This window comes from Enterobacter sp. UNJFSC 003 (assembly GCF_036903355.1).
Classification (GTDB): Bacteria; Pseudomonadota; Gammaproteobacteria; order Enterobacterales; family Enterobacteriaceae; genus Enterobacter.
In genome coordinates this window covers 1036939-1050643 of record NZ_JBAKHK010000001.1, presented here as the reverse complement: position 1 = coordinate 1050643, position 13705 = coordinate 1036939, and the positions used below count along the sequence as shown (strand labels likewise).

Genomic DNA, 13705 nt, shown 5'->3' with positions numbered 1-13705 from the left:
CCTTAATCACCCAGGCCTGCCGGGTTCACCTCTGAATTTGGGATACGTTCCACCCCTTCGCCCCAGCGGTTCAGCACTTTGTCGTAGTTCCCGTTTTTGATCGCGCCGTTCAGCGCGGTTTGTACTGGCTCAACCAGCCCGCTGCCTTTCTTCAGCGTAACGGCAATGTGCGCCGCCTTCGGCCAGCCGCCGTCGACGCTGCCGACCAGCTTGGTTTTACCGGTTAACGCCGCTTTCCATGCGCCAATCACATTCGGACCAAAGAAGGCATCCGCACGCCCGGACTGAATGGCCAGGGTTTGCGCGGCATCGTCTTTGGTGTAGACCGGCGTAAAGGGCTTCAGGCCTTTTTTGAGGTTTTCAGCATTCCATGCCAGCAGGATGGCTTCCTGATTAGTGCCGGAACCAACGATAATGCGCAGCCCGGCAATGTCTTCCGCCCTCTCAATCGTCTTAATCGGGCTGGTGGATTTCACGTAAAAGCCGAGGGAGTCCTTACGGTAGGTGGCAAAATCGAACTTCTCTTTGCGCTCTTTGGTCACGGTGATGTTGCTGATAGCCGCATCGTATTTCCCTGACGCCACGCCCAGCGGCCAGTCTTCCCAGGACGTCGGCACCACATTCAGCTCCAGGCCCAGACTGTCGGCTACCAGGCGGGCAACGTCGACTTCACTCCCAAGCAAGGTTTTGTTGTCATCGGAGAAAACCGTCAGCGGCGGTGAGTTAAGCGCGGCGACCGCCACGGTGAATTTACCCGGCACGGCAAAACGATAATCTTTTGGCAGCTGCGCTACCGCGTCGCTGTTTTTGGCCGTATTAATGGGCGCTTTGTTCGCCTCGATGCTGACGCCAGTACCATTAATATTCACATTTTCAGCCCAGACGGCAGGGGTAAAAGCCAGCGCAAGCGCTAGAATAAACGATGTTTTCTGCATAGCGGTTTTCTCTTTTATTGTTGTGCGAACTGATTTTTGGGTTCGTCTAAGCCGAGACTGTCACGCAGCGTGGTGCCAGGGTATTCCGTGCGGAACAGGCCCCGGGCCTGTAAGACAGGGACGACCTGGTCAACGAAGCGTGGGAAGGTGTCCGGCGTGCCCCCCTGAATGATAAAACCGTCAGCCGCATAGCCGTCGAACCAGGCCTGCAGGCCGTCCGCTACCTGTTCCGGCGTGCCGGAAAAACGCGGGCGCGGCGATGCGGCTTCCAGCGCCACCTGACGCAGGGTTAAGCTGCGTTCGCGGGCATTATGTTTAATTTCATCGGTGGTGCTGCGAAAGCTGTTTTTACCTAAGTCACCGATATCCGGAAACGCTTCATCGAGCGGATACTGGCTAAAGTCGTGATGCTCGAAATAACGGCCGAGGTAGTTCAGGGCATCATCAATGGACACCAGCGCCGCCGTCGTTTGATATTGTTTTTCGACGTCATCGGCGTCTTGTCCGACGATGACGCTGACGCCCTGGAATATATGTAAATCCGACGATCTGCGGCCATTTATTTCCAGCTGCTGCTTCACATCGCGGTAAAAGGCTTTTGCTTCATCCAGAGTTTCATGATGGGTAAATATGGCGTCTGCATGCTTCGCCGCCAGCTTTTTCCCGTCATCGGACGCGCCGGCCTGAAAGACAATGGGACGCCCCTGCGGCGTACGGCCAATATTCAGCGGCCCGGCCACCTGGAAGAAATCACCGTGGTGATCCAGAGCATGCAGTTTTTCAGGATCAAAAAACTGCCCGCTCTCTTTATTACGCACAAAGGCATCGCCTTCCCAGGAGTCCCACAGCCCTTTCACCACGTCCAGATATTCGTCGGCAATGCGGTAGCGCAATGCATGTTCGGGGTGTTTCTCACGCGAAAAATTTTTCGCCGAGCCTTCCAGCGGTGACGTCACCACGTTCCAGCCTGCCCGACCGTTGCTCAGGTGATCGAGGCTGGCAAACTGGCGCGCCACGGTAAAAGGTTCGCTGTAGGACGTTGATAACGTGCCGACCAGCCCCAGTCGCGAAGTCAGACTGGCTAATGCGGATAACACCGTTAACGGTTCAAAACGGTTTAAAAAATGGGGAATAGATCTCTCATTAATATAAAGGCCGTCCGCGACGAATAAAAAGTCGAGCTTCCCCTCTTCCGCTTTTAACGCCGTCTCCTTCACGAAGTTAAAATTAATGCTGGCATCTGCGGTGGCGGCAGGATGACGCCAGGCAGACATATTTCCGGATGCACCATGCAAAATGGTCCCCAGCCGCAATTGTCGATTTGCAGTCATATTCACCTCAAATGGATTAAACGTGTTGCAGGGCTTTTTCCGCAAGCTGTGCAAAATAACGGGCAGCGGGCTCAATTAACGCTTCATCCGGATTAAACGCCGGGTGATGTAAGCCGTATGGACTGTTGCTGCCAATGCTGACAAACGCGCCGGGGATCTGCTGCAAATACACCGCAAAATCTTCGCCGCCCATGTGCAGTTCGGCATGCTGTGTTTCATACCCCGCCTCTCTGGCAACGGAGGTGGCAAACTCTGCCCAGCGCTCGTCGTTCACCAGCGCAGTGGGTCCGGCGTACCAGGTAATATCGATCTGCGCGCTAAAGGCGCTGGCAAAGCCGGCCGCAATTTCGCCCACGCGAGATTTGACATTTTGCTGTACCTCCGTGCGATGCGTACGCAACGTTCCTTCCAGTTCGACGCTTTCCGGCAGCACGTTCCAGGTGTTTCCTCCGGCGATGCGCGTGACGCTCAGCACCACGGAATCCAGCGTGTTCACGTTGCGACTGGCGACGCTTTGCAGGGCTGTGACCAGCTGACTGGCCAGCACAATGGCATCATTACCTTCATGCGGGCGGGCAGCGTGCGCGCCCTTGCCGGTAATGCGGATCACAAACCTGTCGACGTTGGCGTAGAAGGGGCCGCCGCGGGTAGCAAACTCCCCGACCGGCAGGCCTGGCTCATTATGCATGCCAAAAATCGCGCTGACGTCGCGTAAGGCCCCCGCGCGCACCATGCTCTTTGCGCCGCCAAAATTCTCTTCTGCAGGCTGGAACAGAATCCGCACGCGTCCGTTGAGCGAAGCTTCACGCTCTTTCAGCTTCAGGGCCGCCCCCAGAATCACGCTGGTATGGATGTCGTGACCGCAGGCATGCATCACGCCGGTACGCTGCGAGCTAAAGGGCACGCCGCTTCGCTCGTCAATCGGCAGCGCGTCAATATCGGCTCTTAAGGCGATCAGCTTGCTGCCCGTGCCGATTTCCGCCACTAGCCCGGTAGACAGTTCATAGGGCAGCGGTGGAATACCCGCCTGGGTGAGCCATTGACGCAAGCGCGCCGTCGTTTCGACTTCCTGACCCGACAGCTCAGGGTTCTGGTGCAGCTCGCGGCGCCAGGCAATCAGTTGTTCGGCAAAACTCATACGGTGACCTCCTTGTTGCGACGCGCCTCTGCCAGCAGGCGCAGGGACTGCACGCGCGTAGCGCCGTCCGCAACCGGCGTATCGATAATAAATTCGTCGATGCCCCACGCTTGATGCAGCGCAGTCAATTGTGCCAGCACCGCTTCAGCCGTGCCCGTCAGCAAGGACTGCGCGCGGCGTGCAATACGTACCGGTTCACTCCCCGCCTGACGCGCAAAGGCGTAGGCCTGCTCTTCGCTGGCTACGGTGACGCGCTGGCCGTTGGCCAACTCCACGCCCCAGACCTCCACCTTTTGCGCCAGGGCGTCTGCCTCGGCCTGCGTGGGCGCGACAATGGCCTGTACGGCCACAATCACCTCGCGGGCGCTGCTTTTCCGCCAGGTCGTCACAACCTCGCGCAGCAGATCCGGGTCGCCATTCAGATGGGCGGCAAAGACAAAATTCCAGTCCAGTGAGGCGGCCAGCAGCGCGCTTTCCACGCTCGCCCCCAGCAAAAAGCCCTGCGCGGGCACCGGCGGCAGCGGCGTGGCGCGAACAGCCTCCTCCACCGACTGATTTTCAGGGCGGATCCAGCGATCGAGTTGGGTCAGCTGCTCGGCAAAACTGCCCTTTTCCTGAGAGTTAAGCCCCTGCTGCAGCGCACGGGTAGACAGTGGTAAACCGCCGGGCGCTTTTCCTACGCCCAGATCGACGCGTCCCGGGGCAAGTGCCGCCAGCACGTTGAAGTTTTCAGCCACCTTGTAGGGACTGTAATGCTGGAGCATGACGCCGCCTGACCCCACGCGTATGCGCCGGGTTTGCCCGATGATCCAGGCAATCAGCAGCTCCGGTGACGGGCTGGCCAACTGTGGGGTATTGTGGTGTTCGGCAATCCAGAAGCGGTGATAGCCCAGAGTGTCCGCCTGCTGCGCGAGCGCTAAGGTTCGTGCCAGCGCATCGGCCGCGGTTTCATTTTCAGCGAGGGGGCTTTTATCCAGAATACTGATTCGCCATGACATGTTGCGTTCTCGTTTGCGTTAACATGTCGTCATTATTAAAGGCGAATTTCACCACTGAGAAACAATTAATTTACATTTGGTTTGCCGGAAATCAGAAATGCATAACCCTGCTAAGCCTGTTGTTTTAGCGATGAAATCAGCGCGTCTGTGTCCTGCCGACGGGTGAGGCGTATAAAGCGAATGTGCGCGTACTGCGGATTTCGCAGATCGGCCTCGTAGCGGGCGCGGTTACTGCGCCAGGTTTTAATGGTCCAAATGATAATGGACTCGCGGCTCAAAAAAGCGCGTCGAAAACTTTCACAGTTTCCCGTGCCGGGCCAGAGCTCCTGATGGTGCCATGCCCGCTGACATGCTCGCGTCACCGCCTGCCACAGGGTGCGTGTAAATCCGTAATCTACCCATACAACCACCTCCACATCGCGCCACTTAACGGGCCGCGTGCGATTGTAGTTGCCGTCCAGGATCCAGTCCGCTGAGGCGGATAATGCCTTCTCCAGCTTTTCCAAAAACACATCGTCTGGCGTTCCCTGCCAGTTCGGACGCCAGTAAAGTTGATCCATCTCTACGTAAGGGATCGCGAGCTCTGCGGCGATCCGCCGTGAAAGCGTGCTTTTGCCGCTGCCGCTGGTGCCAATGACATTCATTTTCACCGCGCTGTCTCCTCCTGCGTCACGAAAACCGTCCAAATCATAGCGTTTTAAACCTGTTAACGAAACGCTATTTCGGCGTAATAGTTTGGCTGGAGCCTCTACGTCTATCTTTTTATTTGGCTTAAGTATTTTTTTTACGCGAAGCAAACGCGCGGAACTGTAAATATTTTCATTTTTATTACATGCGGCAACATAGCCAAATAAAAAATAGTTATTTTCAGGTATTCCGGATGGCTTTCATTTCAGGGAGAATACGCCAGCAGCCTAACAAAATAATAAGCGTTAATTTCCCCCTGACTATTCTCAGGTATTTTTATTTTTTATTTACACCATGGAGTTACTCATGAGGCGTAACACTCCCGTTACACAAAACGAGTATTTACTTAACGATGGTTCGACGCTGATGTCAACCACCAATACGCACAGCCATATTACCTATGCGAACTCTGCCTTTATTGAAGCCAGCGGGTATAAAGAAGAGCATCTTCTGGGTGAACCGCATAATGTCATCCGCCATCCCGACATGCCCACCGAGGCTTTTGGCGATATGTGGTTTACGCTACAGCAGGGCGAAAGCTGGACGGGGCTGGTGAAAAATCGCCGTCAGAATGGCGATCACTACTGGGTGCGCGCCAACGTGACGCCGGTGTATCAGAAGGACACGTTAACGGGCTATATTTCAGTACGCAATATTCCGACGCGGGAAGAGATCGACGCGAGTGAAAAACTCTATGAGAAAGTACGAAATAACGAATTAAAACAACATCGATTTTATAAAGGGTTGGTTATCCGTCGAGGCTTATTCTCCTTCACGTCTCTTTTTAAACGGCTCAGCACGGGGAAACGCATCAATCTCGGTATTGCAATCGCTGCACTTCTCTCTTTTGCGCTCTGTATTTTATTAACCAACCGAATTATTCAGTCCGGTGGATTAATGCTGCTTTTTATCGCCCTCGCATTTTATTTACACGGTCAGATAACGCGCCCCGTAAAATCCATCGTGCGGCAAATGCAGCGTGTCGTTTCTGGCCGTAAAACGCACTCTACCCATTTTAACCGCGTCGATGACATAGGACTGATGATGCGCCTCGTCAACCAGTCAGGATTAAACCTGAATTCGCTGGTGGACGATGTCGGTACCCAGATTAGCGGTATTGGCACCATCAGCCAGCAGGTTGCAAAAGAAGGTGCAGCCCTGCAGGCGCGCTCCGAAGAGACGGCTGGTGATTTGCAGCAGACCGCCTCTGCGGTGGAAGAGATTGCCAGCGCCGTACAACAGACGGCAGAGACAGCGAAAGAGGCAACCCACATGGCGGATCGCACCCGTGCCAGCGCGCACAGCGGTGAAGCAATGATGAAGCAAACTATCGGCATGATGCAGTCTGTTTCTCAAGATAACAGCCAGATCGTCGATATTATCGCGGTGATCGACCGTATCGCATTTCAGACCAATATTCTGGCGCTGAACGCGGCGGTTGAAGCGGCGCGTGCAGGGGAAGCCGGGCGGGGATTTGCGGTGGTGGCCGCCGAAGTCCGTCACCTCGCGCAGCATTCCGCGACGGCGGCCAAAGAGATTAAAACGTTGATTGAGAAAAACGTCTCCAGCGTGAACGCGGGCGTGGAAATGGTTGAACAAACCGAAACGCAGTTGGCGGTAATGATTGATAACGTGCTGCAGGTTTCGTCGTTGATTAAAGAGATCGGCCACGCCACGCAGGAACAAACTCAGGCCCTGACGCTTATTAATGCGTCCATCTCCCGTATTGGCGTGATGACGCATAATAATACGGGAATGGTGGATAACGTTACCCAGGCCGCAAATCACCTGACGCAGCGCACGACGCGTCTGCAGCAGGCTATCGCGGTGTTCGGGGGTTAACGGTTCTGGTACTGCTCGTCGGTCACTTTTTCCAGCCATTCTACCGGGCTGCCGTTTACCGATTCGGCGATGGCGATGTGCGTCATCGCCGTTTGCCCGCTGGCACCGTGCCAGTGTTTCACGCCCGGTGGGATCCACGCAATATCGCCCTGATTCAGCGGTTCAGCCTCTTTGCCCCACTCCTGTAACCAGCCGCGCCCTTGCGTCACGATCAGCGTTTGCCCAAGAGGATGCGTGTGCCAGGCCGTGCGGGCGCCCGGTTCAAAGGTGACGGTTGCGCCACCCACTTTCGCAGGCTCGCTCGCCTGAAACGGCGCATCAATGCGCACGTTGCCGGTAAACCAGGCCGCTGGGCCCTGGGCCGACGGTAAAGAACCGCTACGGATAATTTTCATGGTGAACTCCTCGTTTGGTGATGTGTTAACAGTAGCGGAAACGTGGCGCGAGCATTAGAGTGCATAATCAGAAAGGAACCATGAGTAAAATTCATAAATCAGGGGCACCGCCATGTTAAAAGACAATTTCAACGATCTGCTCTCCTTTATGGTGGTCGCCCGTGAACGCAGCTTTACGCGCGCCGCGGCGCAGCTTGGCGTTTCGCAATCGGCATTAAGCCATGCCATGCGCAATCTTGAAGCCCGCCTGGATGTTCGTCTGTTGACCCGCACCACCCGCAGCGTGGCGCCTACTGAGGCCGGTGAACAACTCTTTACGCGTTTGCGCCCTCACCTGCTGGAAATAGAACAGGAGCTGACCGCGCTGCGCGAGACGCGCGACAGGCCGGCAGGAAATATTCGCCTCACGGCCGGTGAACATGCGATGTCTGCCGTGCTGTGGCCGGTACTGAAACCATTTATGGCACACTACCCCGACATTAACGTCGAAGTGACGGTAGATGATGGCCTGACGGATATCGTGGACGGTCGTTTTGACGCCGGTGTGCGTCTGGGAGAACAGGTCGCGAAAGATATGATTGCGGTACGCATTGCGCCGGATATGCGGATGGCCGTCGTCGGGTCGGGCGATTATCTGCAGCGTTTTGGCATCCCGGAAACGCCGGACGAGCTTGCCGCGCACCGCTGCATCAATATGCGTCTGCCTACGCTCGGCGGGTTATATGCCTGGGAATTCGAACGCGACGGACGCGAACTGCGCGTAAGGGTTGAGGGTCAGTTGACGCTCAACAGCCTGCCGCGGCGCATCGACGCGGCAGAAAACGGACTGGGATTGGCCTACGTGCCGGAAGACGCCGTCCAGGACGCTATTGCACAAGGGCATCTGGTGCGCGTTCTGGAAGCCTGGTGTCCCGCCTTTGACGGCTATCATCTTTATTACCCCAGCCGCCGCCAGCACACCGCGGCGTTTACTTTACTGGTGGATGCCCTTCGGCAAACGGCCTACCCTACCCCCGCGAAACCATTAAGCAAATCTGATGATTAAAGCAGCGCTTCATTTGGTGCTTTGTCTAAAAACTCACCACATTTCAGCGCATTGTGATCGTCGTCTGCTCTGACCACACGATTTCCTTCGACGTGCATCACTTTCGGCACGGTTATATTTTGCGTCGCTTATGAATTGCGGGTAGGATGCCTCGCCATGTTTCACCTTATCCATACGCAGAATGACTGGAAAGGTGACATGTGTTTGCGCAGAGGCAATCGTTTGGTTCGCCACCTGCCAGACAGGACTATCACGATAATGGTTCAGACAGGCAAACAGGTAACTCAATGAAAACAAGCAATAAAAGCGCAGCCGATCATCATGCTGCGAAACGTCGCTGGTTAAACTCTCATGAAGAGGGCTACCACAAAGCGATGGGCAACCGTCAGGTTCAAATGATCGCCATCGGCGGCGCTATCGGTACAGGTCTGTTTTTAGGCGCAGGTGCGCGTCTACAGATGGCAGGTCCGGCTCTTGCGCTGGTCTATCTGGTGTGCGGTATCTTCTCCTTCTTTATTCTTCGTGCGCTGGGCGAACTGGTCCTGCACCGCCCTTCCAGCGGCAGTTTTGTCTCTTACGCCCGCGAATTCCTCGGTGAAAAAGCCGCCTATGTTGCGGGCTGGATGTACTTCGTTAACTGGGCGATGACCGGTATTGTCGATATCACGGCGGTTGCGCTGTATATGCACTACTGGGGCGCGTTTGGTGATGTGCCGCAATGGGTCTTTGCCCTGGGCGCGCTGGCCATTGTCGGCACCATGAACATGATCGGCGTGAAGTGGTTCGCGGAGATGGAGTTCTGGTTTGCGCTGGTTAAAGTGTTGGCCATTGTGGTGTTCCTGGTGGTCGGTACGGTCTTCCTCGGCAGCGGTAAGCCGCTGGACGGTAATGCCACCGGCTTCCATCTGATAACCGATAACGGCGGCTTCTTCCCGCACGGCCTGCTGCCCGCGCTGGTGCTGGTTCAGGGCGTCGTCTTCGCCTTTGCCTCTATCGAACTGGTGGGTACCGCTGCAGGCGAATGTAAAGATCCGCAGACCATGGTGCCAAAAGCCATCAACAGCGTGATCTGGCGTATTGGCCTGTTCTACGTGGGTTCTGTGGTACTGCTGGTACTGCTGCTGCCGTGGACCGCTTATCAGGCGGGCCAGAGCCCGTTTGTCACCTTCTTCTCCAAGCTCGGCGTGCCATACGTGGGCAGCATCATGAACATCGTGGTGCTGACGGCGGCGCTCTCTAGCCTGAACTCCGGTCTTTACTCAACCGGCCGTATCCTGCGCTCGATGTCGATGGGCGGCTCTGCGCCGAAGTTCATGTCGAAGATGAGCAAGCAGCAGGTTCCTTACGCGGGTATTCTGGCGACGCTGGTGGTGTATGTCTTTGGCGTGTTCCTGAACTATCTGGTTCCGTCCCGGGTGTTTGAGATCGTGCTGAACGTCGCCGCGCTGGGGATTATCGCATCCTGGGCCTTTATCGTGGTCTGCCAGATGCGTCTGCGCAAAGCCATTAAAGAAGGCAAAGCCGCTGATGTGAGCTTCAAAATGCCGGGAGCACCGGTGACGTCATGGCTCACCCTGCTGTTCCTGCTCAGCGTGCTGGTGCTGATGGCATTCGACTATCCGAACGGCACCTATACCATCGCCACCATTCCGGTGCTGGCCGTGCTGCTGATTGCGGGCTGGTTTGGCGTGCGCAAGCGCGTGAACGAAATTCACAGCACCGCGCCGGTTCATCCTGACGATCAAAAACAGGATGGTCCGCTGGTCGAAGAGACGTCGCGGTAATCAACAAAAAGGGAAGGCAAATGCCTTCCCTTTTCTTTTATCGTTACTGCATTAAAGCGCGATTCGAATGACGTCGTCAGGCTGGGTGGCTTCCTGCTGGCGGGTCGATTTCTGTTTAACCGTCACATACAGGGTCTTACCATCAGCGGATAACGCCAGGCTGTTCGGGTATACCGGCGTATCGAAGGTTTTAATCACCGTGTAGGTTTTGGTATCAATTACGCTCACTTTTCCCGCTTCGCGGTGCGTCACATAGGCTTCATTACGTGCCGGGTTAAACAGCACGGCAAGTGATTCCGGCGCGGCGATTTTCGCGATCGTGCTGCCGTCCTTGAGGCTCACGACCAACACTTCCGGCTGTTTTGAATCCGTAAGAAACGCCCGCTGACCGGCAGTATCCAGGCTCAGGTTCAGGTAGAAGTGCTCTTTTCCGTCATCCTGCACTTTTTTACGGCTCAGGATTTTGTTGGTTGCCGTGTCAATCGTTACCAGCTCGCCGTCAGCATTGGTGGTGTACAGGCGTTTCGCCTGCGCATCCAACGCAAGACCGGTGCTATACGTGCCCGTGTTGGCGATGGTCTCTTTCAGCATCAACGTTGCGCCATTCACAACCCAGATCGCGCTCTCTTTGCCAACGCCGGTAATGTAAACGGTGTTGGTGCGCTCATCCGCCACCAGCTGACGCGGCTGCAGGGGTTTGACCGTTTCGCTACGTTTGCGGTCATCAAGCACCAGGCGCCCTTTTACGTCACCCGTTTTGGCATCAATGGCCGTTACCGCGCCGCTGATGGTGTTACCAAACCACAGCGTCTGGGTGGCCTGGTTAATCGTTGCGCCAAACGGCTTGAGATCGTTATGAATAACCTGCGTCACGTCAAGCGTGACCGGGTCAAGACGGTAAACAACGCCGCCCTTGTCGGTTTTACGGCTTTGCGAGGTCGCCACCCACAGCGCATTCTCCTGCTGGCTCACGGCCATTTCATACGCCCCTTTACCCACCGCCTTGCGCAGCATTTCTTCAGCAGCATGAACCTGGAACGTACCGGCAATCAGTAAAGAGCCTAACAGCAGAGAACCCCGCAGGCGCGGCGAGCACAGATGACGTAAAGACATAACAATTCCTTTTTACAAGAGGGGGTGTAGTGCAGACATCGCTTCCAACAGGCAACGTCATGGCATTGCCCTTTTTGATAATGAGAATAGTAATCATTAATGGGCTAAATGTGGAGTCTTTCTTTTGATTAGCGTCTGGAATTAACGCAATGTGCGTTTATAGTTTTCAAAACATTTACAAAAGATTTAACATGCACGCACATGTTCCATTTGGTTCGTTTTTATTCCATAACCGGTTTTATTCATGAAAATCATTACTGCCCGTAAGGCAACGCTGTTGCTCGTTCCTGTCATTTTTACGCCCCTCACCGCGATGAGTGCGGATGAACAGACGATGATCGTCACCGCCGCGCCGCAAACCGTATCAGAGCTGGATACGCCAGCGGCCGTCAGCGTCGTGAGCGGTGACGATATGCGCCAGGCCGCGCCGCGCATTAACCTGTCGGAATCCCTCGGCAGCGTCCCGGGTCTGCAAATTCAGAACCGCCAGAACTATGCTCAGGATCTCCAGCTCTCAATACGTGGCTTTGGCGCACGCTCTACTTTTGGCGTCCGCGGCATTCGTATGTACGTAGACGGAATTCCGGCAACCATGCCTGACGGTCAGGGGCAGACCTCTAACATCGACCTCAGCAGCATAGAGAGCGTCGACGTGTTACGCGGCCCCTTCTCTGCCCTCTACGGCAACGCATCAGGCGGCGTAATTAACATCAAGACCCAGACCGGACAACAGCCGCCCACCCTTGAAGCCAGCAGCTATTACGGCAGCTACGGCACCTGGCGCTACGGTATGAAAGCCACCGGCGCGATGGGTGACGGCACCCATGCGGGCGATGTGGATTACACCGTCTCGACCACCCGCTTCACCACCAAAGGCTATCGCGACCACAGCGGCGCGCGTAAAAATCTCGCCAACGCCAAGCTGGGCGTGCGTATCGATGACGTCAGCAAGCTGACGCTGATCTTCAACAGCGTGGACATGAAGGCCAACGACCCGGGCGGTCTGAGCTATCAGGAATGGCGTGACAACCCTCGCCAGTCACCGCGCGCCGATCAGTACAACACCCGTAAAACCATTAAGCAGACCCAGGCCGGACTGCGCTACGACCGTCAGCTGAGCGAGCAGGACGATCTCAGCGTCATGATGTACGCCGGTGAACGCGAAATGACGCAGTACCAGTCGATTCCGTATCAGCCGCAGCTGAAGCCGACCCACTCCGGCGGCGTGATCGACATGCAGCGTCACTATCAGGGGATTGATACCCGCTGGACGCACCGCGGCGAGCTGCTGGTACCGGTCACCTTTACGACCGGCCTGAACTACGAAAACATGAGCGAAGATCGCCGCGGTTACGAGAACTTCGTGATGAACAACGGCGCGCCAGACTACGGCGTCAAAGGCGATAAGCGTCGTGACGAACGTAACCTGATGTGGAACGTCGATCCTTATCTTCAGACCAGCTGGCAATTAACGCAAAAACTGTCCGTGGACGCTGGCGTCCGTTACAGCTCCGTCTGGTTTGATTCGAACGATCATTACGTAACGCCGGGCAACGGCGATGACAGCGGCGACGCGAGCTACCACAAATGGCTCCCGGCCGGTTCCGTGAAATACGCCGTAACCGACGCGTGGAACCTGTATGCCGCCGCGGGGCGTGGTTTTGAAACCCCCACCATCAATGAACTCTCGTACCGTTCGGATGATAAGGGCGGGCTCAACTTTGGCCTGAAGCCGTCCACCAACAATACGTATGAGGTAGGCAGCAAAACGCGCGTGGGTAACGGTCTGCTGACGGCGGCACTGTTCCGTACAGACACCGACAATGAGATTGTGGCGGACGCGAGTTCTGGCGGGCGTACCAGCTATAAAAATGCTGGCAAAACCCGCCGTCAGGGTGTGGAAGTCTCCCTCGATCAGCAGTTTGCTGAGAACTGGAAGCTGAAGATGGCCTGGACGTATCTGGACGCCACCTACCGCACCAACGTGTGTAAGGATGCTGACTGTAACGGCAACCGGATGCCCGGCATTGCCCGTAATATGGGGTACGCCTCATTTGGCTGGCAGCCTGAAGAAGGCTGGTATGCCGGTACGGACGTGCGTTACATGAGCGATATCATGGCCGACGATGAGAACACGGCGAAAGCCCCGTCCTATACGCTGGTCGGCCTGAATACGGGTTATAAATTCAACTATGGCAGTTGGGGAATGGACGTCTTCGGACGCGTCGATAACCTGTTCGATAAAGAGTATGTCGGCTCGGTTATTGTCAATGAATCCAACGGACGTTATTACGAGCCCGCCCCGGGTCGTAACTACGGCGTAGGGCTGTCGGTGTCGTATCGCTTCGAGTAAGTGAATACCCGGCAGCGTTCTGCTGCCGGGTTTCAGCGTACGTGATTATTTCGACGTCTGTCTGATTAAATCATCGACAAATGA

Annotated in this window: 9 protein-coding genes and 1 pseudogene; 4 read left to right on the top strand and 6 right to left on the bottom strand. The window is 55.8% G+C overall.

Annotation, left to right across the window (positions count from 1 at the left end):
- Positions 1-2: 2 nt before the first annotated feature.
- The 4 genes and pseudogenes from V5P19_RS04905 to V5P19_RS04890 form a co-directional block, all read right to left on the bottom strand.
- A pseudogene (locus V5P19_RS04905) lies at positions 3-2266 on the bottom strand (NtaA/DmoA family FMN-dependent monooxygenase).
- 16 nt (positions 2267-2282) lie between these two features.
- Positions 2283-3404: an amidohydrolase gene (locus V5P19_RS04900; RefSeq protein WP_334400654.1), complete on the bottom strand. Its 1122-nt coding sequence runs from the start codon at positions 3402-3404 to the stop codon at positions 2283-2285.
- On the bottom strand, positions 3401-4402 hold the full coding sequence (locus tag V5P19_RS04895) for an LLM class flavin-dependent oxidoreductase (RefSeq protein ID WP_334400652.1): 1002 nt from the start codon (positions 4400-4402) through the stop codon (positions 3401-3403). Before V5P19_RS04895 ends, V5P19_RS04900 begins: the two co-directional genes overlap by 4 nt.
- Positions 4403-4512: 110 nt before the next feature.
- Positions 4513-5052 carry an adenylate kinase gene (locus tag V5P19_RS04890; RefSeq protein WP_334400650.1) on the bottom strand — a complete coding sequence of 180 codons (540 nt, stop codon included), beginning with the start codon at positions 5050-5052 and terminating at the stop codon, positions 4513-4515.
- Between the two features lie 343 nt (positions 5053-5395).
- On the opposite strand from V5P19_RS04890, the gene V5P19_RS04885 reads away from it, so the two are divergent.
- The gene (locus tag V5P19_RS04885; protein WP_334400648.1) at positions 5396-6931 is read left to right on the top strand and encodes a PAS domain-containing methyl-accepting chemotaxis protein; all 1536 of its coding nucleotides are present in this window, start codon (positions 5396-5398) and stop codon (positions 6929-6931) included.
- On the opposite strand, the gene V5P19_RS04880 is transcribed toward V5P19_RS04885, so the two are convergent.
- Positions 6928-7326 (bottom strand): cupin domain-containing protein, encoded by a 399-nt coding sequence (locus tag V5P19_RS04880; protein ID WP_334400646.1) that lies wholly within the window; start codon positions 7324-7326, stop codon positions 6928-6930. The genes V5P19_RS04885 and V5P19_RS04880 overlap by 4 nt on opposite strands.
- 112 nt (positions 7327-7438) lie before the next feature.
- Here V5P19_RS04880 and V5P19_RS04875 point away from each other — a divergent pair, with 112 nt between their 5' ends.
- A complete protein-coding gene (locus V5P19_RS04875; protein WP_334400644.1) occupies positions 7439-8371 on the top strand; it encodes a LysR family transcriptional regulator in 933 nt (310 codons plus the stop codon).
- A 287-nt stretch (positions 8372-8658) separates the two neighbouring features.
- Complete coding sequence (ansP, locus tag V5P19_RS04870) at positions 8659-10155, top strand: L-asparagine permease (protein ID WP_334400642.1); 1497 nt, start codon at positions 8659-8661, stop codon at positions 10153-10155.
- 51 nt (positions 10156-10206) lie between these two features.
- Here ansP and V5P19_RS04865 read toward each other — a convergent pair whose 3' ends face one another.
- On the bottom strand, positions 10207-11268 hold the full coding sequence (locus tag V5P19_RS04865; protein ID WP_334400640.1) for a YncE family protein: 1062 nt from the start codon (positions 11266-11268) through the stop codon (positions 10207-10209).
- A 244-nt stretch (positions 11269-11512) separates the two neighbouring features.
- Between V5P19_RS04865 and pqqU the strand changes: the two genes are divergently transcribed.
- Positions 11513-13621, top strand: coding sequence for a TonB-dependent receptor PqqU (pqqU, locus tag V5P19_RS04860; protein WP_334400638.1), 2109 nt, complete (start codon positions 11513-11515; stop codon positions 13619-13621).
- Positions 13622-13705 lie beyond the last annotated feature (84 nt).

Excerpts from the sequence above, each read along its gene's own strand:
- pqqU (WP_334400638.1), top strand. The coding sequence starts at position 11,513 with ATGAAAATCATTACTGCCCGTAAGGCAACGCTGTTGCTCGTTCCTGTC.
- V5P19_RS04875 (WP_334400644.1), top strand. The coding sequence starts at position 7,439 with ATGTTAAAAGACAATTTCAACGATCTGCTCTCCTTTATGGTGGTCGCC.
- V5P19_RS04900 (WP_334400654.1), bottom strand. The coding sequence starts at position 3,404 with ATGAGTTTTGCCGAACAACTGATTGCCTGGCGCCGCGAGCTGCACCAG.
- V5P19_RS04880 (WP_334400646.1), bottom strand. The coding sequence starts at position 7,326 with ATGAAAATTATCCGTAGCGGTTCTTTACCGTCGGCCCAGGGCCCAGCG.
- ansP (WP_334400642.1), top strand. The coding sequence starts at position 8,659 with ATGAAAACAAGCAATAAAAGCGCAGCCGATCATCATGCTGCGAAACGT.
- V5P19_RS04885 (WP_334400648.1), top strand. The coding sequence starts at position 5,396 with ATGAGGCGTAACACTCCCGTTACACAAAACGAGTATTTACTTAACGAT.
- V5P19_RS04895 (WP_334400652.1), bottom strand. The coding sequence starts at position 4,402 with ATGTCATGGCGAATCAGTATTCTGGATAAAAGCCCCCTCGCTGAAAAT.
- V5P19_RS04865 (WP_334400640.1), bottom strand. The coding sequence starts at position 11,268 with ATGTCTTTACGTCATCTGTGCTCGCCGCGCCTGCGGGGTTCTCTGCTG.